Annotated in this window: 22 protein-coding genes and 4 pseudogenes; 13 read left to right on the top strand and 13 right to left on the bottom strand. The window is 71.6% G+C overall.

Going from position 1 to position 25,115, the window contains the following annotated elements:
• Window positions 1-26 precede the first annotated feature (26 nt).
• Entirely contained in the window at window positions 27-527 is a 501-nt protein-coding gene (locus P3T27_RS16880) for a hemerythrin domain-containing protein (protein WP_280679158.1), read from the top strand.
• A gap of 37 nt (window positions 528-564) precedes the next feature.
• On the opposite strand, the gene P3T27_RS16875 is transcribed toward P3T27_RS16880, so the two are convergent.
• Together P3T27_RS16875 and P3T27_RS16870 are read right to left on the bottom strand one after the other, a co-directional pair.
• A complete protein-coding gene (locus tag P3T27_RS16875) occupies window positions 565-1,932 on the bottom strand; it encodes a SpoIIE family protein phosphatase (RefSeq protein ID WP_280679306.1) in 1,368 nt (455 codons plus the stop codon).
• 268 nt (window positions 1,933-2,200) lie between these two features.
• Entirely contained in the window at window positions 2,201-2,620 is a 420-nt protein-coding gene (locus tag P3T27_RS16870; RefSeq protein ID WP_280679156.1) for an STAS domain-containing protein, read from the bottom strand.
• Window positions 2,621-2,751: 131 nt separating this feature from the next.
• Between P3T27_RS16870 and P3T27_RS16865 the strand changes: the two genes are divergently transcribed.
• The 5 genes from P3T27_RS16865 (at window position 2,752) to P3T27_RS16845 (ending at window position 5,805) form a co-directional block, all read left to right on the top strand.
• Window positions 2,752-3,138, top strand: coding sequence for a winged helix-turn-helix domain-containing protein (locus P3T27_RS16865; protein ID WP_280679154.1), 387 nt, complete (start codon window positions 2,752-2,754; stop codon window positions 3,136-3,138).
• Between the two features lie 59 nt (window positions 3,139-3,197).
• Window positions 3,198-4,094: a SigB/SigF/SigG family RNA polymerase sigma factor gene (locus tag P3T27_RS16860; protein ID WP_280679153.1), complete on the top strand. Its 897-nt coding sequence runs from the start codon at window positions 3,198-3,200 to the stop codon at window positions 4,092-4,094.
• Between the two features lie 156 nt (window positions 4,095-4,250).
• Entirely contained in the window at window positions 4,251-4,457 is a 207-nt protein-coding gene (locus P3T27_RS16855; protein ID WP_280679151.1) for a hypothetical protein, read from the top strand.
• A 134-nt stretch (window positions 4,458-4,591) separates the two neighbouring features.
• Window positions 4,592-5,161, top strand: a complete 570-nt coding sequence (locus tag P3T27_RS16850) for a hypothetical protein (protein ID WP_280679148.1) — start codon at window positions 4,592-4,594, stop codon at window positions 5,159-5,161.
• A 5-nt stretch (window positions 5,162-5,166) separates the two neighbouring features.
• A complete protein-coding gene (locus tag P3T27_RS16845) occupies window positions 5,167-5,805 on the top strand; it encodes a hypothetical protein (protein WP_280679146.1) in 639 nt (212 codons plus the stop codon).
• A 253-nt stretch (window positions 5,806-6,058) separates the two neighbouring features.
• On the opposite strand, the gene P3T27_RS16840 is transcribed toward P3T27_RS16845, so the two are convergent.
• From P3T27_RS16840 to P3T27_RS41005, 3 genes are all read right to left on the bottom strand, one after another.
• Window positions 6,059-6,991 carry a hypothetical protein gene (locus P3T27_RS16840; RefSeq protein ID WP_280679144.1) on the bottom strand — a complete coding sequence of 311 codons (933 nt, stop codon included), beginning with the start codon at window positions 6,989-6,991 and terminating at the stop codon, window positions 6,059-6,061.
• Between the two features lie 299 nt (window positions 6,992-7,290).
• Window positions 7,291-9,213: a putative Ig domain-containing protein gene (locus P3T27_RS16835; protein WP_280679304.1), complete on the bottom strand. Its 1,923-nt coding sequence runs from the start codon at window positions 9,211-9,213 to the stop codon at window positions 7,291-7,293.
• Window positions 9,214-9,645: 432 nt separating this feature from the next.
• The gene (locus P3T27_RS41005) at window positions 9,646-9,888 is read right to left on the bottom strand and encodes a hypothetical protein (RefSeq protein ID WP_348534106.1); all 243 of its coding nucleotides are present in this window, start codon (window positions 9,886-9,888) and stop codon (window positions 9,646-9,648) included.
• Between the two features lie 527 nt (window positions 9,889-10,415).
• On the opposite strand from P3T27_RS41005, the gene P3T27_RS16825 reads away from it, so the two are divergent.
• The 4 genes and pseudogenes from P3T27_RS16825 to P3T27_RS16810 all read left to right on the top strand — a co-directional run.
• Window positions 10,416-10,793 carry a VOC family protein gene (locus P3T27_RS16825; protein WP_280679142.1) on the top strand — a complete coding sequence of 126 codons (378 nt, stop codon included), beginning with the start codon at window positions 10,416-10,418 and terminating at the stop codon, window positions 10,791-10,793.
• Between the two features lie 698 nt (window positions 10,794-11,491).
• Window positions 11,492-12,112 (top strand): DUF6230 family protein, encoded by a 621-nt coding sequence (locus P3T27_RS16820; RefSeq protein ID WP_280679141.1) that lies wholly within the window; start codon window positions 11,492-11,494, stop codon window positions 12,110-12,112.
• 119 nt (window positions 12,113-12,231) lie between these two features.
• Window positions 12,232-12,591: pseudogene (locus P3T27_RS16815) on the top strand (DUF6114 domain-containing protein); the annotation flags it as partial.
• Between the two features lie 21 nt (window positions 12,592-12,612).
• Window positions 12,613-12,747, top strand: a pseudogene (locus P3T27_RS16810) (SDR family oxidoreductase); the annotation flags it as partial.
• 186 nt (window positions 12,748-12,933) lie between these two features.
• Here the strand turns inward: P3T27_RS16810 and P3T27_RS16805 are convergent.
• Both P3T27_RS16805 and P3T27_RS16800 read right to left on the bottom strand, forming a co-directional pair.
• A pseudogene (locus tag P3T27_RS16805) lies at window positions 12,934-13,072 on the bottom strand (IS5/IS1182 family transposase); the annotation flags it as partial.
• Window positions 13,073-13,568: 496 nt separating this feature from the next.
• Window positions 13,569-14,924 (bottom strand): hypothetical protein, encoded by a 1,356-nt coding sequence (locus P3T27_RS16800; protein WP_280679139.1) that lies wholly within the window; start codon window positions 14,922-14,924, stop codon window positions 13,569-13,571.
• A gap of 377 nt (window positions 14,925-15,301) precedes the next feature.
• Between P3T27_RS16800 and P3T27_RS16795 the strand changes: the two genes are divergently transcribed.
• On the top strand, window positions 15,302-16,435 hold the full coding sequence (locus P3T27_RS16795) for a peptidoglycan recognition protein (RefSeq protein ID WP_280679137.1): 1,134 nt from the start codon (window positions 15,302-15,304) through the stop codon (window positions 16,433-16,435).
• Window positions 16,436-16,548: 113 nt separating this feature from the next.
• Here the strand turns inward: P3T27_RS16795 and P3T27_RS16790 are convergent, their stop codons facing one another.
• A complete protein-coding gene (locus P3T27_RS16790; protein ID WP_280679134.1) occupies window positions 16,549-17,625 on the bottom strand; it encodes a PP2C family protein-serine/threonine phosphatase in 1,077 nt (358 codons plus the stop codon).
• 427 nt (window positions 17,626-18,052) lie between these two features.
• Window positions 18,053-19,789: an amidase gene (locus P3T27_RS16785; protein ID WP_280679132.1), complete on the bottom strand. Its 1,737-nt coding sequence runs from the start codon at window positions 19,787-19,789 to the stop codon at window positions 18,053-18,055.
• A 312-nt stretch (window positions 19,790-20,101) separates the two neighbouring features.
• On the opposite strand from P3T27_RS16785, the gene P3T27_RS16780 reads away from it, so the two are divergent.
• Window positions 20,102-20,659 carry a TetR/AcrR family transcriptional regulator gene (locus P3T27_RS16780; protein WP_280679130.1) on the top strand — a complete coding sequence of 186 codons (558 nt, stop codon included), beginning with the start codon at window positions 20,102-20,104 and terminating at the stop codon, window positions 20,657-20,659.
• A gap of 245 nt (window positions 20,660-20,904) precedes the next feature.
• On the opposite strand, the gene P3T27_RS16775 is transcribed toward P3T27_RS16780, so the two are convergent.
• The 3 genes and pseudogenes from P3T27_RS16775 to P3T27_RS16765 all read right to left on the bottom strand — a co-directional run bounded on the left by P3T27_RS16775 (window position 20,905) and on the right by P3T27_RS16765 (window position 22,856).
• Window positions 20,905-21,453 carry an amino acid permease gene (locus P3T27_RS16775; RefSeq protein ID WP_280679128.1) on the bottom strand — a complete coding sequence of 183 codons (549 nt, stop codon included), beginning with the start codon at window positions 21,451-21,453 and terminating at the stop codon, window positions 20,905-20,907.
• A 14-nt stretch (window positions 21,454-21,467) separates the two neighbouring features.
• Window positions 21,468-21,614 (bottom strand): annotated as a pseudogene (locus tag P3T27_RS16770) (transposase); the annotation flags it as partial.
• 516 nt (window positions 21,615-22,130) lie between these two features.
• On the bottom strand, window positions 22,131-22,856 hold the full coding sequence (locus tag P3T27_RS16765) for an FAD-dependent oxidoreductase (protein ID WP_280679126.1): 726 nt from the start codon (window positions 22,854-22,856) through the stop codon (window positions 22,131-22,133).
• Between the two features lie 48 nt (window positions 22,857-22,904).
• Between P3T27_RS16765 and P3T27_RS16760 the strand changes: the two genes are divergently transcribed.
• Window positions 22,905-23,558 (top strand): TetR/AcrR family transcriptional regulator, encoded by a 654-nt coding sequence (locus P3T27_RS16760; protein WP_280679124.1) that lies wholly within the window; start codon window positions 22,905-22,907, stop codon window positions 23,556-23,558.
• A 7-nt stretch (window positions 23,559-23,565) separates the two neighbouring features.
• On the opposite strand, the gene P3T27_RS16755 is transcribed toward P3T27_RS16760, so the two are convergent.
• Window positions 23,566-25,059 (bottom strand): MFS transporter, encoded by a 1,494-nt coding sequence (locus tag P3T27_RS16755; RefSeq protein WP_280679122.1) that lies wholly within the window; start codon window positions 25,057-25,059, stop codon window positions 23,566-23,568.
• Window positions 25,060-25,115: the final 56 nt, after the last annotated feature.

Here is a 25,115-nt window from a genome sequence, read left to right as displayed (position 1 = left end):
CGACCCAGTCTGGAGAGGAGCTTTCCATGTCCACTGACGCCATCGTCCTCCTGAAGGAGGATCACAAGGAAATCCGCCGGCTGTTCCGGGCCTTCGAAGCCGCCGACGAGGACGCCAAAGCCACCAAGCACAACCTGGTCGACAAGATCGTCGAAGCCCTCACCGTCCACACCTACATCGAGAACGAGGTCATGTACCCCATGGTGCGCGAGCTCGTCCCGGAGCTGGAGCGGAACATCCTGGAGTCCTTCGAGGAACACCACGTCGCTGATGTCCTGTGCGCCGAACTGGACACGATGGGCCCCGACGACGAGCGGTTCGACGCCAAGACGACGGTGCTCATCGAGGCGGTCAGCCGCCACATCGAGGAGGAGGAGCACGACTGGTTCCCCCAGGTGCGGGAGACACTGGGCCGCAAGGAACTCCAAGGGATCGGCGCTCGCATGATCGAGGTCCGGGCCACCGCGCCGAGGCGTCCCAAACAGCCGAGCGCGCTCAGGAAGGCCGCCGACGCGATCTTCGGCTGAGCCGGTCGCCGATGCCGCCAGGGTTTCCGTGGCGAAGCTACGCGCCTGGGCCACCGGGTGCGCCGCGCCCGTGAGGTCCAGACAGCAGGTGGCCGCCGGCCGGGCGTCCGGCGGCGCCGGTCCCCGGGTCCGTGCTGTCAGTCATCAGGTCCACCTCGTCATCTGAGGCCGGCCAGGCGGTGGCCCGAATTCCGTCTCCGGCGGCTGCCCGTGGCACACGGTTCCACACAGCCGGTGGCCGGTCGAACAGGCACCGATCGGTGAGCGCCGACCGCGAGACCCGGCGAGTGTCTTCGAGAATAGACGTAGCAAAGCGGGGACGACGCCGACGACAACTGCGTGTCCGCAGCCCGCGATCGGGGGACCGGCGGGGTCGCCCGGCAGCTCTGCGCCGACAGCGCCTCCGCTGGCCGAACGGCTCCGGAGCCGGGTGCAGGCCCCGTTCGGGTGGTCCGATGACCTGCGCGGATACCCGACCCGCGAAGTGCCGCCACCGCCGGGGCGCGCGCTGTCCAGGAGTCTGCCGCCCCCGGGCGAAGGAGCCGCTCAGCGGACGAGGACGCACAGCAGGCAGGTGTCGTCGCGTGGATCTGCGGGCCCGACCGTCCGTGAGTTCACGGGCGATGGCCGCACAGGGGTTGGCCGCCGCGAGGTCTTCGATGGTCTTGGTGAGGCGGTCGAGGCCGATGCGCAGGTCTTCGCCGTGGCGTTCGACCAGACCGTCGGTGAAGAGGAAGAGCCGGTCACCAGGCCGCAGTTCGCTCTGCGCGAGCTCGTACTCGCTGCCCGGGTCGGCCCCCAGAATGCGACCGGCGGGGCGGGACAGGGCGTCGGCCGCGCCGTCGCGCAGCCGGAGCAGGGGCGGGTGGCCGGCCTGCGCCCAGGTGAGCAGCGCGGATCCGTCCGGCATCTCGAGAACGGTGAACCAGTCGCCGCCCACCGGGGTGCCGGCCTCGGCGGAGAGGTAGGAGACCTCGCAGCGAAGCCCGGCGATGTCGAGCGGCTGGGTCGGGACGGGGAGCAGCGCCTCCTGAAGGCGTGCGGCCAGGAGGTGTTCGGTGTGCAGGGTCTGCTGCTGGGCGCTGACCGCCCGTTGGGCCCCGCCCAGGGCCTGTTGGGCGAGGGCCTGCTCGGTCAGGTCCTGGAAGAAGCCGTGGACCTCGACGGGCGCGCCGTCGGCGTCGGTGACGGCCTCGGCGACGATCCGCAGGCGCTTGGTGCCGTGCCGGGTGCGGATTCGCAGCGGCACGTCGATCGGCCGGCCTTCACCCAGCAGCCGGCGCATCGCCGCGCCCGTTGCGGAGATGTCATCGGGAAGGACGTGCCGGGAGAGTTCGCGGAGGGTCATCGGGCCGAGCGCCGGGTCCCGGTCGAAGATCGTGAACACCTGCGCGGACCACTGCAGTCGGCACGGTCACGGACCGGCCCGGGTCGGAACCCTTTCATCCACATACGGAGGTGGGGGGGTGCGGCCACGCCCTCGACACCTTCGACCTGGCGAGCTGCGCGACCACCTGGCCGGCGCGGACTGGATCGACGACACCGGGTTCGCGCTGATCGCGGACCAGGAACGCGAGCGCGCACCACCTCCCGGACCGAAACTGTGCCGAGGGGACGTCCCCCAGGGGACACCGCCGCCTCGGCAGCTGCCCGACGTCTGGGGGGCCGTGCCGCTACCGCGGGATTTCGCCGTCGGCCGCCCCGTCGAGCAGGCCGGCGGTGTCGGTCAGCAGCAACAGCCGTGAGACCTGCGGGCTCGCTGCTCGCACCCGCATCGCACGGTTGAAGGCGAGTGCTTGTCGACGTCCCTGAAGCAGCGCGTTCAGGCCGCCGCAGTCGCAGAAGGTCACTGCGCCGAGGTCCACCTCGACGAGGGTGGGAAGGCCGGCGAGCGCGGCGGTGAGCGCGCGACGGAGGTGGTGCGCATTGTCGTGGTCAAGTTCGCCGGCCACCATCACGATGACAGTCCCGGCCGGATCGCGCCGTGAGCTGATGGCGAGGTTCTCGCCTTGGCCCGTGGCTGCGGCGTACGCCGTACCCGACGGCGCAGCGTCGGCAGGCCTGCGTATCCGTGGGGCGCGGCGATACAACATGACCTTGCTCCTCCCGCTGGCACGGGTGCTGTCAACCAGATCCTCCGCCCCGGGCGCGAGACATGTCAATAGATACGCGAAATGTATTGCGCTAGTTGCAAAGCGCGAACTGCCATTCGTATGATGGGGGCATGGAAACGACGTCTGACACCAGCACGAACGAGGGCCGCACGAGGTGGACGTTCCTCACCAACCACGCGCGCGTGCTGTCCCTCCTCGCTCGGGACCCGGGCGTCCGGCTGCGCGACGTCGCAGCGGCCTGCGGGCTGACCGAGCGTGCGGTCCAGGGCATCGTCGCGGATCTTGAGGCCGAGGGCTATCTGACCCGCTCCCGCGAAGGGCGGCGCAACCGCTACCGGATCGCCCCCGAGGCCAGGCTGCGCCACCCCGTCGAGGCACGACACACCATCGGCGCCCTCCTCGCGCTGCTCAGCGAGGAGGCCGACCCGGAGCAACTTGATTCGTCGGCCGGAGCGGCCGGCGAGGACGAGGGCGGCCGGTTCGCACTGCAGCGGTGAGCCGCTGCGGGCCGGGCGCGGCCGCCGTCGACAGGAGCCTGGAGAGCAGGGAGTGTGAGATGACTGCGAGGGCTGACACGACTGCGGATCCGGCCCCGGCCACCGACCTGGACGACCTGCCGGTGATCGACGATCCGCTGGCCGTCGGCGCCTGCGAGGCACGTGAGTTGTCCAGGGTGCTGCTGCTGCGTCTGCGGGAGTCGGAGCAGGGCAGCGCGCGTTACTCCTACGTGCGTGGCACGCTCATCGAACTGAACGTGTCACTGGTCAAGTTCGCGGCTCGTCGGTTCCGGGGCAGCCACGAGTCGATGGACGACATCGTGCAGGCCGGGGTGGTGGGCCTGATCAAGGCCATCGACCGCTTCGACCCCGAGCGGGGTGTGGAGTTTTCCAGCTTCGCCCTGCCGACCATCGTCGGTGAGATCCGGCGGTTCTTCCGCGACACCACCTGGAGCGTCCACGTGCCACGCCGACTTCAGGAGGCACGGATCGCGGTCGTCAAGGGATCCGACGAACTGGAGCAGCAACTGGGCCGGGTACCCAGCCTGGCGGAACTGGCCGACCACGTCGTACTGACACAGTGCGAGGTGCTCGAGGCCAAGGTCGCTTCCCGGGCACGGACCACGATGTCGCTGGACGCGCCGATCGAGGACGGCGGCGCGGACACCGCTCTGGAGGGCCGGCTGGGTTGCTACGACCCGGCGCTCGCCATGGTGGAGGACATGCAGTCACTCAAGCCGCTGATCGCCGCACTGCCGGAGCGCGAGCGGCGGCTGCTTTCCCTGCGGTTCTGCGAGGGCCTCACCCAGGCTCAGATCGGGCACCGACTCGGGGTCTCGCAGATGCACGTGTCCCGCCTGCTGGCCCACTGCCTCGATGAGCTGAGGGCCGGCCTCACCGGCGAGGGCGACCGGGACGGACAGCCACGAACGGGATCGATCCGTCCCGCCCGCTGACTCACCTCACCCGCAGTACCGACCGTCCTGGTCGCACTACCGGCGGACCCTGGCCCACCGACTGCGCCAACTGGCCGATTCGGGCTGAACGCGGCAGCCTCGCGGCCCACCTGGTCCGCGAGCACCGAACCGGAGCGGGCAGAGGTGCCCCACCGCGTGCTTGCGGCTGACCGCCCACGTGGGTCGAGCGGGTCGCGGCGGGGCGATCCGGGTCGGCGGGGCGGTGCGCCGAGCGGGACGGGTGCGAAGAACGTCGTGCTGCCCGAGGCGGTGCTTGCCGAGGTGGAGGCGGTGGCCCGCGACGCCGCCGGTTACCGCACCAAACTGCCCGACCGCTGCGGCTACCAGCAGTGGCAGGCCTGAGGTGGCCCTCGCGTTGCCGTTCGGCTTCGGGCACCGGACCTCCCCTGGCTCCGACGGACGTTCGGCGGCGGGAGCACGTTTCGACCCGCCGATTCCGGGCAGCGGCTCGGCATCGAAGAACGAGGGAGGACCTGATGTCAACTGGGACCCTCATCGCGATCATTGTCCCCGTCGCGGTCGTGCTGATCCTGGCCGCCGCGGTGCTGTGGTACCTGAGCCGCCGTCGCCGGCTGCGGCAACAGTTCGGCCCGGAGTACGACAGGGCCGTCCGCCGTTCCGGCAACCGGCTGTCCGCCGAGCGGGAGCTGCGGGAGCGTGAGCAGCGCCACGAACAGCTGAGGATCAAGCCGCTGCCGCCGGACACCAGACAGCAGTACGCCGAGGACTGGACGCGTGTCCAGCAGGAGTTCGTCGACCGGCCCGGCGAGGCGGTGCAGCGCGCCGATCGGCTGGTCACCCTGCTGATGCACGACCGCGGCTACCCCACCGAGGACTACGAACAACGGCTCCGCGATCTTTCCGTCGAACACGGGCAGACCCTGGAGCACTATCGCGTCGCCCACGCGATCAACGCCGAGGCTCGACGGGACAACGCCACCACCGAGGAACTCCGGGGCGCGATGGTGCACTACCGCGCGCTGTTCTCGGAGCTCCTCGACGGCAACGAGCCGCGGGGGCGGGGCACGGCGACCGAAGGAGGATGACAGGGATGTCGCAGATGCACTACGACGACAAAGGACGGATGACCACAGAGGACATCGCCGCCGCCAAGGAGAAGGGACAGGAGAAGACCGGGTCGGCGGAGCAGGCCGGCGCGACGTTCGGCACGGACGAACAGGAGCGCGGGGAGCAGCGGGCCGTCTTCCCGGGCGAGGCCACCGGCCGTCCGTCCGGCGAGGGCCCGGAGGACGTTCCCGCCTCGGGCGGCCCGCAGCCGCAGCAGGGCACTGGGCGGACGGACGAGGGCGCCGGCTCGACGAACGCGGGCACTGGCACCGGGCCGAGCGACAAGAGCGGCCACGACGGCCGGGCTGACGAGGACGGGAACCCGGACCGGGAGGACGACGGCCGGGATGATCGTGAACCACTGCTGCCCGCGGCGGAGGCCCAGGAGCTGCGGGTGCGCTGGCAGCAGGTGCAGACGGACTTCGTCGACGACCCCCGGGCGGCCGTCCACACTGCGGACGCCCTCGTTGCCGACCTCATGCAGCGGCTGGCCGAGTCCTTCGCGGACCGCAGGCGCAACCTCGAGAGCCAGTGGAACCGGGGCGACACGGTCGAGACGGAGGAACTGCGGGTCGCGCTGCAGCAGTACCGCACCTTCTTCAACCGCCTGCTGCAGAGCTGAGCGGCCGGCGGGCGCCGGACCTCGACATAGCCGCACACCGGGATCGGTTCATGCGGTAGGGAAGCAGGAAGATGTCCCAACTCGCTTTCTGCGCAGCCAACTTCCTGATCCTCGGCGTCACCGCACACCCCGCGGCGGACTGGGTGGTCCAACTCGGCCGCAACCTCGCCATGGACCCGGAAGGCTCAGGGCGGAGCGCTGAACCGGGGACGCGGGCCCGGCCGGCTCACCGGCCGGGCCCGCGCTTACGTCATCAACCGTGCGTGACGCACTTGTTGGCGCTGTTCGACCAGAGGCCCTGGACGTCGAAGGTGCCGGTGCTCAGGGTGAGGTAGGCGTCGAGCTGGACGCAGGCGTCGCCGATCTCGCCGCCGCCGCCGTTCCAGCCGATGCTGGGCCAGAAGTCGGTGACGGTCTCTGCGTACTCGTGGGTCTCGGTGGACTCGATGCCGGAGAGCAGTCGCCCGTCGGTGAGGGTGGTGCAGGCACCCGCGCCGCTGTCCGGGATGTACGGCAGGTTGGTGTAGGCGAGGGTGCCGTACGAGGAGCTGGTCTTGTCGTGCCAGGCGCAGAATCCGCTGTTGGGGAACCCGTCCGGGTGGGTGCCGGTGGGGGAGACGATCACGTACTGGGCGTTGAGGTTGGGCGCCTGGGTGGTGTTGCCGAAGTGCGCGGCGGCCTTGGCGGCCTCGGCCGCGAGCTGGGCGGCGGTGGCGCTGCCCGGAGCGGCGGCGGCGTTGTCGAACCATGCGCCGGCCAGCGGGGAGGTGGCCGGGTGGCTGACGTGGATGCCGTTGGTGCCGCAGGCGGTGGTGCCCTTCGGGACGCCCTCGCAGTACTGGTTGAGGATGGTGCCCCAGGTGTCCTTGCTGCCGTAGAGGCCCTTGAACATGTTCTGCATGTCGGGGGCCACCCCGGCGGGGTCGGAGGACCACTGGGAGCCCCAGAAGACCAGGTAGACCTTCGGGGTGGGCGAGACGACGCCCTGGCTGGCGCTGGAGCCGACCGAGAGGGTGTTGGTGCTCCGGGCGGCGGGCTGCAGCTGACCCGCGTGCGTCAGCGGCTTGACGCCGCGGTGGGTGGTTCCGTGCGCCTCGGCGCCGGTGGTGAGCGAGGTGGTGACGAGGGCCGCCAGGGCGAGGGTGACGGTGGCGTGGGCGATCGCCCTGATGGGGGACACGCGCATCTGGTTCCTCCCGAACGAGGGTGTGTGTGGGGGGAATCACCCCAGCATCCGGGAGCGGTGGACGTCCATGTGTCGGACAGCGCGGAGGTGAAGATTTTGCGGTGTCTATGCCAAAAAGCAGCATTGGCCGCCGAGTTGACGCGGCGTCCCGGACCGACCCGGCACAGATGCGCGGGCCGCTGTCGCACTCCGTGCGACATCACGCCGACCGCCGGCCCCGGTGTGCTGCTCGGTGGTCGCGGTGAGCTCCGCGCGGGGGCGGGCCGCGGCTGGGTGCCGCGGCCCGCCCCGGCAGGGTGTCAGGAGGTGGTGAGGGCGGTGTCGTCGATGACGAAGCTGGTCTGGAGGGAGGAGTCCTCGGTGCCGGTGAACTTGACGGTCACGCTCTGGCCGGCGAAGGCGCTGAGGTCGTAGCTGTGCAGGGTGTAGCCGGCGGCGGCGTTGACGTTGCTGAAGGTGGCCAGGGTGGTGGTGCCGGCCTGGACGGTGAGCGTGTCGTAGGCGGTCGACCCGGATTCGGCGGTGTCGATGTGCAGGTAGAAGCTGAGGGTGGCCTTGCAGCCGGTGGGGACGGTCACCGTCTGGGCGAGGGTGTCGGTGTGGCTGGAGCCGTAGCCGTCGAGCCAGGCCTTCCAGCTGCCGCCGTGGGCGGGCTCGCCGGTGGAGTTGTCGATGACGCCGGAGCTCGCCGTCCAGGGGGTGGCGCTGCCGGTCTCGAAGCCGGGGTTGCCGAGCAGCTGGGCGGCGGTGCAGCCGCCGCCGGTGCCGGTGACGGTCCAGCCGAAGGTGGTGGTGCCGCCGGCGCCGGTGCCGTCGGTGGCGGTCACGGTGGTGGTGGAGTTGCCGGCGGTGGTCGCGGTGCCGGTGATCAGGCCGGTGGTGGTGTTGATGGACAGTCCGGTGGGCAGGCCGCTGGCGCCGTAGGTGAGGGTCTGGCCGGGGGCCGAGTCGGTGGCGTGGATCTGCAGGCTGACCGAGGAGCCCTGCGCCGTGGACTGGCTGCCCGGGTTGGTGACGGTGACGGTGTTGCCGCCGGTGCTGCCGGAGGTGAAGGCGGCGGTGCCGTTGGGGGTGCCGAGGCCGGTCGGGCCGTCGTAGCCGGTGGCGGCGGTGCACAGGTAGGAGGGTGAGCAGCTGCCGTTGGCGCCGCTGGTCACGTCGTACAGCGAGCCGGTGTGCGCGTACGGGTAGGAGGCCGGGGTGGTGCCGGCGGCGGGGGTGCCGGCGAGCGCGTACACGGCGGCGATGATGGGGGAGGAGGCGCTGGTGCCGCCGTAGACGTTCCAGCCGGAGCCGCCGTAGGTCTGGTAGACGGCGACGCCGGTGGCCGGGTCGGCGACGGCGGAGACGTCGGCGACGGTGCGCTTGGCGCAGCCGGTGTCCTGCTGCCAGCTCGGCTTGGGGTCGTAGGCGGAGCAGCCGGAGCCGGCGCCGTTGCCGCCCGCGCTGCTGCCCCACACCGACTCGTTCCAACCACGGGTGTTGGAGGCGTGGTTGAGGCTGGTGCCGCCGACCGCGGTGACGTACTGGGAGGCGGCCGGGTACTCGACGCCGTAGCCGGAGTCGCCGGAGGAGACGGTGATGGCGACGCCGGGGTGGTTGAAGTAGCTGGCGTCGGAGCTCGGGTCGGTGGAGTCCTCACCGCCGCCGTAGCTGTTGGACACGTACTTGGCGCCGAGCGAGACGGCGGTGTTGACGGCGGCGCCCAGGTTGGACATGTTGGCGTCGTCGGACTCGACGAGCAGGATGTGGCAGTTGGGGCAGACCGCGCTGACCATGTCGACGTCCAGCGAGATCTCGCCGGCCCAGCCGCTGTCGGCGGTCGGGTAGCTGGTGCCGCCGCGCTGGTCGACCTTCTTGAAGCAGCCGTTGGCCGTGGTGCAGGCGGGCAGCCCGTACTGGGAGCGGTAGGCGGCCAGGTCGGACTCGGCGTTGGGGTCGTCCTGGGCGTCGACGATGGCGACGGTGGCGCCGGCGCCAGCCGAGGCGGGGAGGTTGTAGGCGGAGGCCAGGTCGCTCGGCCCGTAGCCGGAGGGGGTGATGTCCGGTGCCAGGGTGGGTTGTTGGGGGAGGTCGGTGCGGGCGAGGGCCAGGCAGGCCATCTGGCCGGGGTGGCTCGGGGCCGCGCACAGGCGCTTGGTGCTGACGGTGGAGTGCGGCGCGGCGGCGGTGGCCGCGGTGGCCGTCGGGGCGGTGGTCGCGAGCAGCCCGGTGGCGGCCATGGCCAGGGCGGGCAGGGTGGCGAGCAGCCTGCGCGCCCGGGGCGGGCGCGGGCTGCTGGGGGAGTGGAAGCGCAAGAGTCGACCCTCCGTGGGGGTGAGGGCGCGGCCGGTGCCGGCAACTGGGGTGCTCGCCGGGACGGGCTCGGGCCCGTGCTGACGGATCGCGGCATGTGCTGGCCGGCCCCGGCTGGTGGCCGTGGGCCGGCTTGGTGCTTGCGCTGTACGGAAGGCGGGGAAGCGGGAGCATCCCCCCATCACACCTGGAGTGGCAGGGCCATGACATGAGACCGCGCGTCAAAGGCCGCACCGCGGACGGCGACTGCCGTCGGGGTGTGGCCTTCGACGTTACTGACGGGTCGTCGGCGCCCTCAAGGCGTCGTTCGCAGCCTTTACCTGGCGTTGCCCATCAATTGTCCAGTGGATGAGGCGAGTTCACCGCCGCCTGTCGACCGCGCGCACCCGCCGGCCGGTGGAGACCCGGGGCGTTCGGCCTTCGGCCGGGGCTGCCTGGCAGGGGGCAGGGGGGCGGGGGAGGCGCCGCCAGGCCTCGGGGCCGAGCGCGAGTTCGCCGTCGTCGAGCAGGGCCGCGTCCAGCGGCGCCCGGAGGCGGTCCCGGTCCAGGTCCGCGCCGATGAAGAGGAGCTCGTGGCGGCGCGCGCCGTCGGGAATCGGCAATGATTCCCATGGCGAGGGCAAGCCGACTCGGTGGTGGCCGGGCGCAGGACGAGGGCGCGGACGGAGCGTACGGCGCGCGGTCGCTCTCCGTGCTTCGGCCGAGACCGGGCGGCGTGACGGCGGGCGACCAGGTCGCGGTGCCGACGCGGCACGGTGTCGGGTCGTACCGGCAACCGCGTCCGACGCAGCACCTGGGTCGGCGGACCTCGCGGCAGTGCGGCCGGTCATCATGCCGGGGAGCTTGTCGGCTCTGCCGGAGCGCCGACCCGAGCGACGAGGTCGGCACTTGTGCACCCTCACACGGTTCCTCCCACCAGAGCGGACGAGACCCTCGGCAAGGGCGGGCCTCCTCACGGCCGGGCCGGCGGGGCTGCGCGGCCCGGCCGCACCCTGAACGGATCCCCGTCGGGCGGATGAAAACCGTGCGGAGATCCGTTGACGACGAACAGGCGGCATCGCGTGTCGGTCACCGACGGGGTGAGACATGGAGGTGTCCGTGAGAGAGGCCCTACGGGAGGCGCTCCGCCATGGCAGTCGAACTGAACCACACCATCGTCCACGCCCGGGACAAGCGGGAGTCCGCCGAATTCCTGGCCGCCATCCTTGGCCTTGAGGCCGGCCCCGACTGGGGACCATTCGTCCCCGTCTCCACCGGCAACGGGGTCACGCTGGACTTCGCGACCAGCGACCCCGATTCGATCAGCGCGCAGCACTACGCCTTCCTGATCTCCGAGGAAGAGTTCGACGCCGCGTTCGGGCGAATCCAACAGCGCGGGCTCAGCTTCTGGGCCGACCCCCACCGCGAGCGCCCCGGCGAGATCAACCACAACGACGGCGGCCGCGGCGTGTACTTCCTGGATCCGGTCGGCCACGTCATGGAGCTCATCACCCGCCCCTACAGCTGACCCGGCACCGTCCGGGGCGCGGAGCGGCGCACCGATGAGGTCGGGCGGTCCCGAAAGCGTGACGGCCTTGTGGCGTCGATCCGGAAGTCCTCGTCGACCCAGCTGCGCGGAGTCTGTGTGAGGGTGTCGCCGCCGCTGGTGGTGCGTCGGTCAGGCTTCCGGCGCTCTGGTCGAAGCCCACGCGCCCGGCCCAGGGGCCCTGTCGGCCGTTGAGCGAGGCAGTGGCGTGGATGATGCCGGGGCGGGCGTGTGCGGCTTCCTCGGGAGCCGCACGCCAGGACCTGTTCGGGTGGTGGTTTCCAGCCGGCCTGGACCCGCCACGGCAGGTCGGCGCCGGTGGCCTGGGCCTTCTTTCGCAGCGCCACGCCGGGAAAGCCGTGGTCGGCCGGCAGCAGCATCCCCGGCCGCCGGGGTCCCGGGACAGTCGGTCACTGCGCTGCCCTTCGGATGATCCCATTGACCGCACCGACGCGCTGTTCACCGAGCCCCCATGCCGTGGCCGATGGGCCGCCGGAGTGATGTGCGGCAACATGGGCGGCAATGTGGTCGCGAATGGTTTGCGGAGCCATGTCCTACACCGCATGATCGGCCATGTTCAGTCTTTCGATCCCGAGCAGCCGGTGCGGTGTCCCTTGCGTCCACTCCCGGCCGGTCGCACGGGCGCCCGGGAGCCACGGTCCACGCCAGGGAGAGACGGCATGTCGCAACGCTTCGGCAGGACCCGCTGGAAGCGCTTCGCCGTCATCCTGCTGCCGTGTCTCGCGGCCACCGCGGTCCTCGCCGCCGGCGTGGCCGAGAACGCGCTCGCCGCGTCGTTCCTCATCTCCGGGGAGGAGTTCAAGCTCTCCGCCGACGAGGTCCATGGTGACGGCTTCAGCCTGTACGGCACGGTGGACGTCACCCGCGAGCACGTCCAGGTGCCGGTCGCGGTGACGGGGTTCGAGTCCGCCACGATCCACGGGCTCTGCCAGTCCGCCGTCTTCCCGATTCCGGTGCTCGGCCCCTTCACGCTGCGGCTCACCGGTGGCCGGCGACCGGCCACCGTGAAGGGATTCTTCATCGACGCGAAGCACCTGGCGGCCGGCGAGGCGAGCAGCCAACGCCTCGACATCGGGGTCGCCGCCGGATCGCTCACTACTGGCGAAGTCAGCCGGGGCGACCGGGACTCGCGCTTCTTCAACCCCAACAGCCCAGCACAGCAGGCAAGTTCAATCAACCTGACGGACGTGCGGATTACCGCGGTCGCGGTGGCGGCCGGCAGCTTCGACGTTCCGGGACTGGACGTGTCGCTGGTGCGAGGCCGGGCCGAGTGCTTCTGACCCGCTGACCCGATATCCCGATGGCCCGATGGCCCGCCTCAGTCCCAAGGAAAGACAACGCAGGGAGTTGCCACGTGTGGAACGGAACCACGGCCCCGCGGTCCGGGCCGCGCGAGGCGATCGCCGCGGCCCGGTGGGAGTTCCGGGTCTGGCGCGGCACCCGCCCGTTCTGGGCCGGCTTGCTGACGCTCGGCGCCGGCCTGCCGATCCTCTATTTCCCCTTCCCCTACACCCACCTCAGCTTGGGCGGTGTCGGCCTGGCGCTCTCCACCGCCGCGGGCGCGGGCTCACTCCTCATCGGGAGCCTGCTGATCACGGTGGGTGTCACGCTCTGGCTCCAGCCGCAGGTGCGGATCTTCGCCGGGGTCGCGGCGATCCTGCTCTCACTGGTCTCCGTGCCGCTCGCCAACTTCGGCGGCTTCTTCCTGGGCCTGCTGCCCGGCCTCATCGGCGGCTCGCTGGCCTGCGCCTGGGCTCCGCCAGGAGACTGACTGCCACCCGTCCCCAAGGCGCTCCCGCTGCTGTCGGCCGGCGCCTCGGTGATCCTGCTCTCCTCCAGCGCGGCCCTGCGCGGCGTCCCGGGCCTGGGCGTCTACGCCGCCACCAAGGCCGCGATCCGCAGCCTCGCCCGCACCTGAGCCGCCGAACTCACCGGCCGCGGCATCCGCGTCAACGCCCTCACCCCCGGCCCGGCCAGACTTCGGACACCGCCCCACCATGGCGCATGTGCCTGACACCGACGGCGATGAGCGGTACTTGTCGTGGCCGTAGCCGCCGTAGCCGCCGTAGCCGCCGTAGCCGCGGTCGCCGAGGACGACGTCCGGGCGACGCCGAGGTCGCCCGCGCCTGCCCCGCACGGGCGGTCGCCTCCAGTAGTGGGATCGGCTGGGTGACGTCATCGCGGTTGCCGCCGGTCGAGGTGGCGGCGAGAGGAACACCCGCGGCGTCGGTGATCAAGTGGACCAGGCCCGATGAGCGCCCATGAGCGCCGATGGGCTAGAACGGGCGCTTGTGTGCGAAGTGAACACTGGCGAACCGTCAGCACACTGCGGCGTCGCTCCCGTCGGCTAGATCCAACTAACTTTCACTTCAGGATAGTTGAGGAACGGCGAGGCCGATTCCTTGAGGTCTCGGCTGTCGACACCACGCGAACCGCTGCAGGTGAAAGGGGGTAGGGCGACCCCGACTGCACCTCGGCGGGGTCGGTGTAGGCACGCATGCGCACGATCTGGCCGTCTCGGACGGTGAAGACGTCGGCGGCGGTGATGCCGAGCGGGCTGCCGTCGGTGAGGACGCCGTGCCGCCCGGTGCGAACTGCTGGGCGAACCACTGTGGTTGAGCGCCCCGCCCGGCCTGGACTTGTCACGACAGTGGCCTCCACCAGGACGACTGCCTGGTGGAGGCCACTGTCGAGAGTGCTTTCGAGCGCTACCCGCTCACCTGCCGTCGGGACCGGTCAGGCGCGGCGTCGGCTGAGCCGCATGGCCGCGGCGCCCGCGGCGAGGAACGCGGCCGAGAGGCCGACCAGGACGGGTGTCTTCGGAGCGCCTGTCTGGGCCAGCTCGCCGTGGTGGTGTCCGCCGTGGTGCTCCTCGTCCGCACCGTGGTGGCCGGGCGTCACCTCGTGTCCGCCGTGGTGCTCCTCGTCCGCACCGTGGTGGCCGGGCGTCACCTCGTGCCCGCCGTGGTGGGTCGGCTTGTGTGGCGGCCGTGCTGCCGCCTCCTCCGCGACGAGCTTGATCTTGTTCAGGTTTTGCGCGGAGTTGGTCGAGTTGCTGGTGGCGCTGTTGTTGGCGCTGTTGTTGAGGTTGTTGGCCACGGTGTTCTGCACGATGACAGCCACGTCGACGTGCTGGTCCTGGCCCTGGTTCTGCGCGCCGTGCTGGCCTTGGCCCTGCTCCTGGCCCCCGTGCTCGCCGTGCTCGCCGTGTTCGCCGTGTTCGCCGTGTTCGCCGTGTTCGCCGTGTTCGCCGTGTTCGCCGTGCTGCCCGTGCTGCCCGTGCTCGCCGTGCTCGCCGTGCTCGCCGTGTTCGCCGTGCTCGCCGTGTTCGCCGTGCTGCCCGTGCTCGCCGTGTTCGCCGTGCTGCCCGTGCTCGCCGTGTTCGCCGTGCTGCCCGTGCTGCCCGTGTTCGCCGTGCTGCCCGTGCTGCCCGTGTTCGCCGTGCTGCCCGTGCTGCCCGTGCTCGCCGTGCTCGCCGTGCTCGCCGTGCTCGCCGTGCTCGCAGTGCTGCCCGTGCTGCCCGTGCTCGCCGTGCTCGCCGTGCTCCCCGTGTCCGCCGGGGAGGCCGGGGAGGCCGGGGAGGCCGGGCAGGCCGGGCAGGCAGATGCACTCGCCGGGGCCGTAGCCGCCGATGTGGCCGTGGTTCTCGTGCCCGGCCCCGCCGAAGTTCTCGCTGCCACGGTTCCCCAGGGGCCCGGGAAGCGTCGACGGCGCCTGCTCCGCCGGCCGCTGCCGCTCGGCACCCTGCTCGCCGGGCTGCACCGCGTCACCCGGCTGCGCGGAGCCCGGTTCCTGGCCGTCGTCCGGGGCCGCCTCGGGCTCCGTGTCACCGTCGGCCCGGTGGGCGGGGCGGATGGTCTGTGCCGACCGGAGATCGCTGAGGCTGGTGAAGGTCCAGGCGTTCTCCGCCGGGGTGCTGCTCCCTTCGGCCAGGTGCAGAAGGCTGTCGACCCATTCGCCCTGGGCCTCCGTCGAGTCGGAGGCCGCGCTGTAGTCGGTGACGGACGAGGCGAAGGCCGTGCCGCCGGCGCCCCACACGAGGGCCGCCGATGTCAGTCCAGACAGGACCAGAGTGGTGATTCGAGTTCGCATGACGCTCCTGGATGATCCGCAAAACGGATCTTCTGAATACGCCCCTCTACCACCCGGCCGTGGCGCGCGTCGCCGCGGATTAACCACTTCGGCCCAGTGAATTACGGTGCCCGGGGGAACGCCGCCCGCACGCTCCGCGCTGCCCCTGCGCCGTCGCGCCCGCGACGGAACCGGGACCGTGCCGTCGGCGCCGGATGAACTTCTCCGCACGACGGATCCCCCGAAAGTCACGCGGATGCCGGTGCCGATCGCCTGACCGGTCGAACCCGGCCAAGGGTTTCCTGAACCCCCGTCCCCGCGTCCCGACGGCCTTCCGTGACGATCCGCCGACCGTCGGCGACATGCAGGGGTGACGAATCGTGGCGAGCATCCGTTTCATGAGGATCTCAATTCCGGCAGCCGTCCTTGCCGGCTGCACCACCGCCCTGCTCCTCCAGCCCACGGCCACCGCTGTGGACGGCTCGGGTGCCCCTGCCCCTGCCCCGGCCCCGGCACCGCGTACCTCCGCCGGAGGTGGCTCGGTCACCTCGGTCGCCCTCACCGCCGGCGGTGCCGTCGCGCCCCGGGCCACCCGACCGTTCGAACTGCTCGGCGTCGGCTGGGACGGACCGCCGGCGGCGATGGCCGGCGGTACCGTCCGGGTCCGCACCCGGGACGCGGCCACCGGCCGCTGGGGCGACTGGCACCAGCTGGAAACCGATGCCGCGGACAGCCCCGACGCCGCGCCGCACGGTGCCACCGCTCCGCTGTGGACCGGCCGCAGCGACGGCGTTGCGGTCGAGGTGTACCCCGGTCCGGCCGGCCTGCCGCGCGGACTGCGGGTCGAACTGGTCGACCCCGGCCAGGGAGCCGTCTCCACCGAGGCCCAGACACTGCCCGAACGCCCGGCCCGACCCGACGCCGCGGCGGCTCCGCGCCCCGGCGTCGTCACCCGGGCAGGCTGGGGTGCGGACGAGTCGATCCGTGAACCGGGCTTCGTCTACACCGGCGCGGTCCGGGTGGCCTTCGTCCACCACACGGCGACCGCCACCGACTACGCCTGCAGCGACGCCCCCCGGGTGATCAGGTCGGTCTACCAGTACCACGTTCAGAGCAACGGCTGGCGGGACATCGGCTACAACTTCCTGGTCGACCGCTGCGGCACCATCTACGAGGGTCGCGCCGGCGGCGTTGACCAGCCCGTCCTTGGCGCCCACACACTCGGCTTCAACACCAACTCCTCCGGCATCGCAGCCATCGGCACCTACAGCTCGGACGCCCCGCCGCAGGAGTTGCAGGACGGCCTTGCGAAGATCTCCGCGTGGAAGCTCGGCCTCACCGGCCGGTCGGCCGGCGGCAAGGCCCAGCTCACCTCCGGCTCCGACGGCAGCCTCTACCCGAAGGGCACGGTCGTCGATTTCAACGCCGTCTCCGGCCACCGCGACGGCTTCGCCACCGAATGCCCCGGTGACGCCCTCTACTCCGAGCTCCCCGCCATCCGCAGCACGGCGGTCCGTCTTCAGGGGGCGTGAGCCGCAGTTCCGCCGGCATCAGGCCGTCTCCTCGCCAGGAGTTCCGCCCCCCACCCCCGACCGGCCCGGACTGGAGGCCGTGGGGGGCTGGACGGATCCGGGGGCGATGCGCGTCACGTGAGCACCACGGGTGCGGAGCGGGCCGACGGTACCCGCTCCACCAGGAGAAACACCGCGTCATCGCCCAGACCGTCCCCCGCGAAGGCGAGCAGGTCCGAACGCAGCAATTCGGCACGCTCCTGCACACCACCCATCCGCCATCCAGCGGTCACGGCGAGCCGCGCCAAGCGCTCCTCCAGCGGGTAGCACGCACCCCCGGGCCCCCGGGCCTCGGCGACACCGTCGGAGCACAGCACCAGGGTCTGCCCCGCGGCGAACAGCTCCTGGCGCAAGAGCGGTGCGTCCGCGGCGAGTTCGGCCAGACCCACCGGCGGACGCGCCCCGTATGCCGCCGTCCGTACGCCGTCGTCGGACGCGACCAGCGGCACCAGCGCATGTCCGCACGACAACAGCACCACCTCCGCCGCCCCGGAGAACTCGGCGAACACCGCCGTCATGAACACGCCGGCCGCCACGGAGCGGGAGACGCACGCCTCCGCCCTCGCCGCCATCCCGTCCAAGGACGGCTCGTACTGCGAGGCCTCTCTGATCTCCCCGAGCACTCGGGCAGTCACCTGCATCACCGTGGGCCGTCCTCCAGCGTGCACATCCCCCATCACCACCCGGGCCCCGAACGGGGTCTCCATCACCTCGTACAGAACCCCCCGGTCCCGCCCGGCTCCGGCCGCCGATGCGTACCGCACCGCGATCGCCAGGTCCCCCATCCGGCCAGGCGGCTCAAGCACCCCCCGACGCTCCAGCGCCCGGTCCCGCGTCATCCGCAACCGCGCGACGTAGCTGAGGAACGCGGCGATCGCCATGGAGCTGACCGCGATACTCGTGATCAAGCACGCGTGGCCGGCGGTGAAGTCCCGGCGCGGCTCGATCGCCGGCTGCGCGGCGATCGACGCCATCCGCAGCGCAATCCCCGCCCACGGTACGGCCCACAGTGCCGAAGACGCCACAACGGACGCGATGATCGGCGTGGTCGCAGAAAGCGATGATCTGCTCAGCAGATCCGTTCCTGCACACACCACGAGTGCCGACACCGTCAGCACCAGGCCACGTGGGGAGGAAACCGGAGTCGACATAGCGCGACCCTAGGGGAAATCCCTTCCGAAGCGGATCCAACACAACCGCCGACCGCGCAACTGCGGATCCGATCGCCCCGGTGGCGCACGGACGATGCCCGGGCCGCCTTCCGGAGGCGGCCCGGAAGGCGGCCCGGGGCCGGGACCCGCCGGGCCCGGCCCCGGACAGCTCGGCGCTGGGGCGCTGGATGATCAGGGCCCGCACGCGGTCGGCGGCGGCGAGGTCCTCGGCCGGGATGCCGGCGCACGGGCGGGCGGCGATGGCAGCGGTCTCGGCGGTGGTGCGATCGTACGCACAACTCGCGCCCAGTGTCGGTGAGTTCGAGCCGCTGTGGCACCTCCGAGGAGTAGTTGGCCGCCGAGGCTCTGCCGGGCGGTCCAACCGGTGAAACGGCTCACGCGCCCGACGTGGCGCGGCATCGTCGCATCACTGCGCTGACAGTCGCGGTGTGCGGGGCGGCTCCGTGCGCCGGTTGCCGGTGGCCTCGAAGGCCGCGGCGAGGGCCAGCAGGGCGTTGTCGTCGTAGGCGCGCCCCGCGAAGGTCAGCCCGACGGGCATGCCGGTGTCCGTCATGGTGCCCATGGGCACGGTCACGGTCGGGATGCCGAGGTGACGGGGCACCAGGTTGCCGTTCGCGACCCAGACGCCGTTGCGCCAGCCGAGGTCGGCGGAGGCCTCGGACACGTCCATGTCCGCGGGGCCCACGTCGGCGACCGTGGGGAACACCACCGCGTCCAGGCGCAGTTCGTCCATCCACAGCTCCAGGTCGACCCGGCGGGTCTCCTCGAGCCCGCGCAGCCCCTGTTCGAGGTGCGGCATGTCGGTGAACGAGGCGTACGGGCGCTCGCGCACGAAACGCGGGTAGTCGGTGATCGTGTCGTCGAAACCGGCGTACCGGTCCGGGAGTTCACCCTCCTGCTTGGGCCAGATACGGGCGCCGTCGACCTCGGCGAGGGTGGCGAGCGCGGGGTCGCCGTTGGCCCGCAGGAAGTCGTCCCACGCCCAGGCGGACAGGTCCTCGATCTCGACCTTGAGGAAGTCGGCGCCGACCAGGCCGCGGGTGGTCAGCGAGGGAGTGCCGGGGCGGTCGGACTCGTAGTTCGACACGACGGGGAAGTCGACCTCGACCACCTCGGCGCCGGCGGCCTCCAGGTCGCGGCGGGCCGCTTCCCACCGGGCGATCACCGAGGGGCGGGTCTCGATCCGCTGGCCGGTCTGGCCGCCGATGCCGCCGTCGGGGTTGGTCCCGGAGCCGGGGTCGGCGTTGATGTACATCCTGGGGACGCCGACGCGCTTGCCGGCGAGCGTGGCGCGCGCCGCTGCCGCGTTCGTGGGGGCCAGCGACGGGTACGAGGTGGGGCGCACCTGCGACGGTGCGGGGAGTGCGATCCAGGGCTGGGAGCGCCACAGGTCGCCGCGGGCGTCCGGGTCGTCGGCCACGATGACGTCGAGCAGTTCGAGGAGGTCGGCCATGGTGCGGGTGTGGGGGACGACGACGTCCATGGTCGGGACGAGCGGCCAGTTGCCGCGCACCGAGATCACGCCGCGGCTGGGGGTGTAGGCGCACAGCGCGTTGTTGGAGGCGGGTGCCCGGCCCGAGGACCAGGTCTCCTCGCCGAGGCCGAACGCGCCGAACGAGGCCGCCGTGGCGGTGCCCGAGCCGTTGGACGAGCCGGAGCCGTAGGCGCTGGTGAGCCAGTCGGCGCTGTACGGGCTTTCGGCGCGGCCGTAGACGCCGCGCTGCATGCCGCCGTTCGCCATCGGGGGCATGTTGGTCAGGCCGATGAGCACGGCCCCGGTGGCGCGCAGCCGCTCGATGGCGAAGGCGTCGCGCTGGGCGACGAGGTGTTCGAAGGCGGGCGAGCCGGCGGCGGCGGTCAGCCCCTTGGCGAGGTAGCTGTCCTTGGCGGTGTAGGGGATGCCGTCGAGGGGGCCGAGGGTCTCGCCGCGCGCGCGGCGTGCGTCGGAGGCCTCGGCGTCGGCGCGGGCGTCCGGGTTCATCACGACCATCGCGTTGAGGGCTGTGGCGGTGCCGGGCCGGTCGTACGCGTCGATCCGCGCGAGGTAGGCGTCGAGTAGCTCGACCGCGGTGGTCTCGCCCTTCTCCAGCGCCGCGCGCAGGGCGGCGATACCGGTCTCCACAACGTCGAATCCGCGCGTCATGCGGGTGCCTCCTGAGTGGTTGGGTCGGACAGGCGAACCGCTGGGCGTCGGGCTGATCGCGCACGCGTGGCCGTCACTCCCCCAGTCGCACTGACTAGATTTTCAGTCTAGACTATGGATCTAGCTCCCAGGAATCGAGATGAGGCCATGTCGACGCCAGAGACCGGGCCCGCGCGGCTGAAGCGCCTCCTCTCACCGGAAGGCCCGATCGGGCCCGCGACGGGCGCCGAGCCGCGGACCACCCCCCTGCCCGCTCCTGCCTCGGCCGGAAGGAAGCGTCAGCCCAGCGGCGACGAGGCGCGTGGACGGGCGATGCGGGCCGCCATCAGCGCCATCGCCGAGAAGGGCGTCGCAGCCGTGCGGATGTCGGACATCGCCGCGCGGGCGGGCATGAGCACCGGGCACATCCTGTACCACTTCGGAAAGAAGGACCGCCTGCTGCTCGAGGTCCTCGCATGGAGCGAAGCGGACCTCGGGACCCGGTTCCAGCAGGCCGCGGAGGAGGCCGCGTCCCCTGCCGAGAAGCTGGCACTGTTCGTCCGTTTCTACCTGCCCGGCCACCCGGGCGACGAACGCTACGCGCTGTGGACGCAGGTGCTGGCCCGGCGCCACGACGACGCCGACCGCCAACTCCTCACCGCGCTGTCCGAGGCCTGGGAGGAGCGCCTGGAATCCATCCTGCTCGAGGGGCAAGCCCTGGGACAGTTCGCCGAGGTGGACCCGTCCGCGTTCGTCATCAGGGCTGTGGCCATGCTCAACGGGCTCTCCGGAGACGTGATGTTCGGGCGGCCGCGTTGGCAGCACGCCTCCGCGCACACGTTCGCCCTGACCGCTCTCGAACGCGAACTGCGGCCGACCGGCCAGGCATGACGACGCGCCCCGGTGCCGTTCGCCGGCACCGGCCACGTGTTCCGCCTCAACCGCACCCGGGTGGACGCCTACGGCGGACCACGCGGTAGGACCGGTGGCGAGCTCGGTGGCGAGGCGGACGGTCGGGCCGGGGCTGGCTGAATTGCCAGTCAGCGTGAAGCGAAGCCCCGGCAAGGGGCGTCGGGGTGGCGCCGGGGCGGCGCTCGACGTCAGGGTGCGCAGGCCGGGCCGGTGGCGGCACTCCGTCAGATGACGGCAGGCGCGAGCTCGTCGCCGATCGGACGGTCCTGGTCCGCGGTCCTCATCCGCAGGTGCGGTCGGCGGACCAGGAGGTAGCCGAGGCCGGCCAGGGTCACGGTGCCGACGCCCAGCAACGCTGCCCAGATCTGGTACCAGGGGGCACCGGCCGGCGACAGGATGCTGCGGGGCCAGCATATGTTGACCACCTCGAGCCCTGTCCACAGCAACGCCAGCGCGTTGAGCGGCGTCCCGAGACGGCTGTAGCGGACCGCGCCGGAGGGCGTCCAGCTGCGGCGCAGCCGGGCGACCAGGGCGACCGCGCAGAGCAGGAAGAACGGGACGAAGGTCGCCGCGCTCCCGAAGGTGATCAGGCTGCCCATGGCCGAGGTGCTCAGTCCGAGCGGCAGTGCCGCGCAGCTGACCACGGTCGCCGCGACCAGGCCGCCGATCGGGGCCTTGTGCCGGTTGACCTTGCGCACCTGCCGGGAGAAGGGGAAGACGTCGTCGCGGGCGAGCGAGTAGAGCCCGCGCGCCGCGCCGCCCTGGGAGGCCATCAGGCAGGCCGTGAACGCCAGTGCACTCCGGTCCGCACCCGGTGCAGAATCCCGTCGATCACCTGCCGGTGGTCCCGCCACCGGCCACAACGCCTGTTGCTGACCGGCAGGAACGGCCGAAGCCGTTCCCACTCGGCATCCGTGAGATCTCCCCGCCCCATGTCCGATCCAACGACCAAGGCGGGCGATAGTCACATGATCGACCGGACAAGTCCTAACCGCTGCCGTCTCGGACCAGACGGTCCAGGAACTCGACCAGTCGCGTTTCCGAACGAAGAAGCCGTTCCCGTTGCTCCTGGGGAAGAGAAGCGAGCGCGTCGACCAGCACTCGCTTCCGAGGGATGTGCACCATGTTGCCGGAGTAGATCCTGCAGCCGGAACACCAGGAGAATCCGATGCAGCGCTCGAACATGGAGCACTCGGGCGGGTGGAAACGGTACTGGTACGAGCGGACCGGCGTTCCACAGTCGGCACACTTTCGCCGATCGCCGTCGGACACCGCCTCCCAGCCCCCGACCTTCCGCCAATGCTGCCGTCCGGCCGGTGCTCTTCAAGTCGTCATGCCGAGCATCATCTCTCACAGCGGGTCGTCCGGCGGACTCTTCGGAGCAAGATCCCAGTCAACACAGACCGTCACTGACTCGTGATCCCTTCACGGAATCCGTGCCTGAACCATTTCACCCCGGTAAAAACACCCGGCGGATCTCGGTGACCTGCGCGCCCAGTTCGACCCGGGTACCGGGGGAGCCCATGACGGGGGTGTCGAGGAGGTATTCGGGGAGGCGCCCCGTGCCACCGTCGAAGGTGAAGCTCGCCGCTCCGAACGTGCCCCACATGATGCAGAAGGCCCCGACGGCGGCGACCTCCTCGGCCGACGCGAGGAACTGGCTGCCGCACAACGGCTCCACCAGGTAGTCCAGGAGTTCGCGGTCGAGTCGGCGGAGCGCGTACTCCCCGGCGTTCTCCCGGTCCAGCTCCGCAGCTCGGGACAGGTCCTCCCAGCGCAGTCGGCGGCGGGCCGCGGCGAGGTCGCGCAGCAGGTTGACGGCCCTGAGCTTGGCACGCCACCCGAGCAGTCCGGTCCGCAGCAGGCCCGAGCTCCGGACCAGGGACAGGCGGTGGACGCGACCGTCGCGCAACACACCCAGCTCGTCCGAGCAGGGCAGCATCCGCCCGGTGAGCCCGGCGTCCTCCAAGAGTTTGATCATCGGGGCGTAGTTGTGTGAGAGCCAACTCGCGCCACGGTCGACACGGTAGAGAGAGCCTCCGGCTCGCACCTCGCGGGTGGACATTCGCCCCCCGACGTGGTTCTCCCTTTCGAGCAGACTGTGACGCTTGCGATGACCGGCAATCTGGAGGGTGGCCCGTCCCGTGCGCGACCGTTTGCGACCCCGGCGCCCCATGATGCGAGCCAACTCTCATCATCAGGGTCGACTTGCTATTCTTGATCCATGCACACTGGCGAACCGATGACACCGCAGGCCACGGCGGGCCGCGTGAACCAGAAGCTGCGCACGCGCAGGGCGATCGTGCAGGCGGCAGTCGAACTGATGCGCACTGGCCGCGATGTGACGATGCTTGGGATCGCCAAGTCGGCTCTGGTGTCCGAGGCCACGGCCTACCGGCACTTCCCCGACCTGGCGAGCCTGCTCCAGGAGGCCTTGGCCGGGCAGATGCCCACCCCGGCCGAGGCGCTCGCGTCGGTCGCGGACTCCCGTGACCCGGTGGAACGCGTCGCCGTCGCGACCGAGCACCTGCTGCGGACGGTGCTGACCTACCAGGGAGCGACCCGCGCGATGATCGCGGCCACGATCACCCGCCCCGAGGCGGCCGAAGCTCGGCCGGCCATGCGCTTCGGCCTGATCGACCACGCGCTCGCCCCGCTTGACGGCACTCTCGGGGCCACGGACCCGGCCGCGGTGAGGCAGCTCAAGAACGACCTCGCCGTCGTCGTCAGCGCCGAGGCCCTGTTCGCGCTGACCGACCTGTCGCGGCTGGACCCGGAGGAGGCGATCGCCAGCGTCGTGCACACCGCGACCACCCTCACCCGGGCCGCGCTGGACAGCGCCGCACCTGCGAACGGCCGCCGCGCCGCACGGCGCTGACGACGGATCATGCCTGCGCGCCTCCGCGCATCCTGGGCGCGCTGCTGAAGGCGGTCGAGGGATCGGTCGGGACGCGTGTGGCGACCCGTGTGGCGGTGGCGGTGGCGACGGCGCGGCGTGTGGTGATCGCCAGGCCCATCGCCGCGATCACCAGTCCGCCTGCGGCCAGGACCCACCATCCCGGGTGGCTGGCGGCGGCGATTCCGGCATGGTCCGGAGCACGGGTGTGCGCGGCGACGATCGATCCGAGGACTGCGACGCCGAGGTTGTTGCCGACCTGGCGGCCGGTGGTGGTGATCGCGGCGGACACCCCGGCCTGGGAGCGCGGCATGCCGGCCACGGCGGTGCTGGTGATCGGGGTGTTGACGAGGCCGAAGCCGGTGCCCAGCAGCACGTAGGCGGCGAGCAGGACCGCCCAGGGCGTGGTCGGGGCGAGCGTGGTCAGCATCAGCGCCGCGGCGGCGATCAGCAGGCCGGCGGCGACCAGCGGGGGGCGCGGGCCGCGCGCGGCGGTCAGGCGCCCTGACAGCGGTGAGGCGAGCGCGATGCCGGCGGCCATGGGCACGGTCAGCAGGCCGGCGTGCAGCGCGCTGAAGCCGCGCACCTCCTGGAGGTACAGGGTGTTGAGGAAGAGGAAGCCGGACAGGACGAGGAACGCGGTGACGGCGATGACGAAGGAGCCGGTGAACGGGACCGAGCGGAAGAACACCGGGTCGACCAGCGGCTGCTCGCGGCGGCGTTCGTAGCCGGGCAGCGCTGCGACCGCGACCGCGGACAGGGCGAACAGGCCGATGATGGGGGTGCTGCCGTAGCCCCGGCGTGAGCCTTCGATGATCGCGAAGATCAGCGAGGTCAGGATGGTGACGACGAGCAGCTGGCCGACCGGGTCCGGCCGTCGTGTGGTGGCGGCCCTGGATTCGGGCACGAACACCGCGGCGAGCACCAGGGCGGCCACACCGATCGGGATGTTGATCCAGAAGATCGATCGCCACCCGGCCGAGGCGACCAGCAGGCCGCCGGCCACCGGGCCGGCGGCCAGGGACAGACCGACCGTGGTTCCCCAGAGCCCGATCGCGCGGGTACGCTCGCGCGGATCGGGGAAGGCGTGGGTGATGATCGACAGGGCAACCGGGTTGAGCATGCTGGCGCCCAGGCCCTGGACGACACGGAAGGCGATCAGCCACCCCAGGGTCGGGGCAAGGGAGCAGGCCAGCGAGCCGGCGGTGAACAGGGCCAGTCCGGCCTGGAACACCCGGCGCCGGCCGATCCGGTCGGCGGTGGATCCGGCGAGCATCATGAAGGCGGCGACCGCCAGGGTGTAGCCGTCGACGGTCCACTGCAGGCCGCTGACCGAGGCGTGCAGATCGTGGCCGACGGCAGGCAGGGCGACGTTCACGGCGGTGGTGTCCAAGGCGGTGATCGGCAGGCTCAGGCAGCACACCGCCAGAACCAGCTGCCCCCGCCGGCGCCCGCCGTCGGTCAGGGGATGAGGTGTTGTCATGTCCGTCCTCCTCGGTGAGTGGCGGGGCGGTCCTGATACCTGGCGCGCCCGCCGGT

The sequence above is a fragment of the Kitasatospora sp. MAA19 genome, from assembly GCF_029894125.1.
In the GTDB taxonomy this organism is placed as follows: domain Bacteria; phylum Actinomycetota; class Actinomycetes; order Streptomycetales; family Streptomycetaceae; genus Kitasatospora.
The sequence above is the reverse complement of the archived record's forward strand: the minus strand, read 5'-3'. Positions and strand labels throughout refer to the sequence as shown.

Bases quoted from the DNA above. Each gene is read 5' to 3' on its own strand.
- P3T27_RS16880 (WP_280679158.1), top strand. From the start codon at position 27: ATGTCCACTGACGCCATCGTCCTCCTGAAGGAGGATCACAAGGAAATC.
- P3T27_RS16870 (WP_280679156.1), bottom strand. From the start codon at position 2,620: ATGTTGTATCGCCGCGCCCCACGGATACGCAGGCCTGCCGACGCTGCG.
- P3T27_RS16865 (WP_280679154.1), top strand. From the start codon at position 2,752: ATGGAAACGACGTCTGACACCAGCACGAACGAGGGCCGCACGAGGTGG.
- P3T27_RS16860 (WP_280679153.1), top strand. From the start codon at position 3,198: ATGACTGCGAGGGCTGACACGACTGCGGATCCGGCCCCGGCCACCGAC.
- P3T27_RS16850 (WP_280679148.1), top strand. From the start codon at position 4,592: ATGTCAACTGGGACCCTCATCGCGATCATTGTCCCCGTCGCGGTCGTG.
- P3T27_RS16845 (WP_280679146.1), top strand. From the start codon at position 5,167: ATGTCGCAGATGCACTACGACGACAAAGGACGGATGACCACAGAGGAC.
- P3T27_RS16840 (WP_280679144.1), bottom strand. From the start codon at position 6,991: ATGCGCGTGTCCCCCATCAGGGCGATCGCCCACGCCACCGTCACCCTC.
- P3T27_RS16835 (WP_280679304.1), bottom strand. From the start codon at position 9,213: ATGGCCGCCACCGGGCTGCTCGCGACCACCGCCCCGACGGCCACCGCG.
- P3T27_RS16825 (WP_280679142.1), top strand. From the start codon at position 10,416: ATGGCAGTCGAACTGAACCACACCATCGTCCACGCCCGGGACAAGCGG.
- P3T27_RS16820 (WP_280679141.1), top strand. From the start codon at position 11,492: ATGTCGCAACGCTTCGGCAGGACCCGCTGGAAGCGCTTCGCCGTCATC.
- P3T27_RS16800 (WP_280679139.1), bottom strand. From the start codon at position 14,924: ATGCGAACTCGAATCACCACTCTGGTCCTGTCTGGACTGACATCGGCG.
- P3T27_RS16795 (WP_280679137.1), top strand. From the start codon at position 15,302: ATGAGGATCTCAATTCCGGCAGCCGTCCTTGCCGGCTGCACCACCGCC.
- P3T27_RS16790 (WP_280679134.1), bottom strand. From the start codon at position 17,625: ATGTCGACTCCGGTTTCCTCCCCACGTGGCCTGGTGCTGACGGTGTCG.
- P3T27_RS16785 (WP_280679132.1), bottom strand. From the start codon at position 19,789: ATGACGCGCGGATTCGACGTTGTGGAGACCGGTATCGCCGCCCTGCGC.
- P3T27_RS16780 (WP_280679130.1), top strand. From the start codon at position 20,102: ATGCGGGCCGCCATCAGCGCCATCGCCGAGAAGGGCGTCGCAGCCGTG.
- P3T27_RS16775 (WP_280679128.1), bottom strand. From the start codon at position 21,453: ATGGCCTCCCAGGGCGGCGCGGCGCGCGGGCTCTACTCGCTCGCCCGC.
- P3T27_RS16765 (WP_280679126.1), bottom strand. From the start codon at position 22,856: ATGGGGCGCCGGGGTCGCAAACGGTCGCGCACGGGACGGGCCACCCTC.
- P3T27_RS16760 (WP_280679124.1), top strand. From the start codon at position 22,905: ATGCACACTGGCGAACCGATGACACCGCAGGCCACGGCGGGCCGCGTG.
- P3T27_RS16755 (WP_280679122.1), bottom strand. From the start codon at position 25,059: ATGACAACACCTCATCCCCTGACCGACGGCGGGCGCCGGCGGGGGCAG.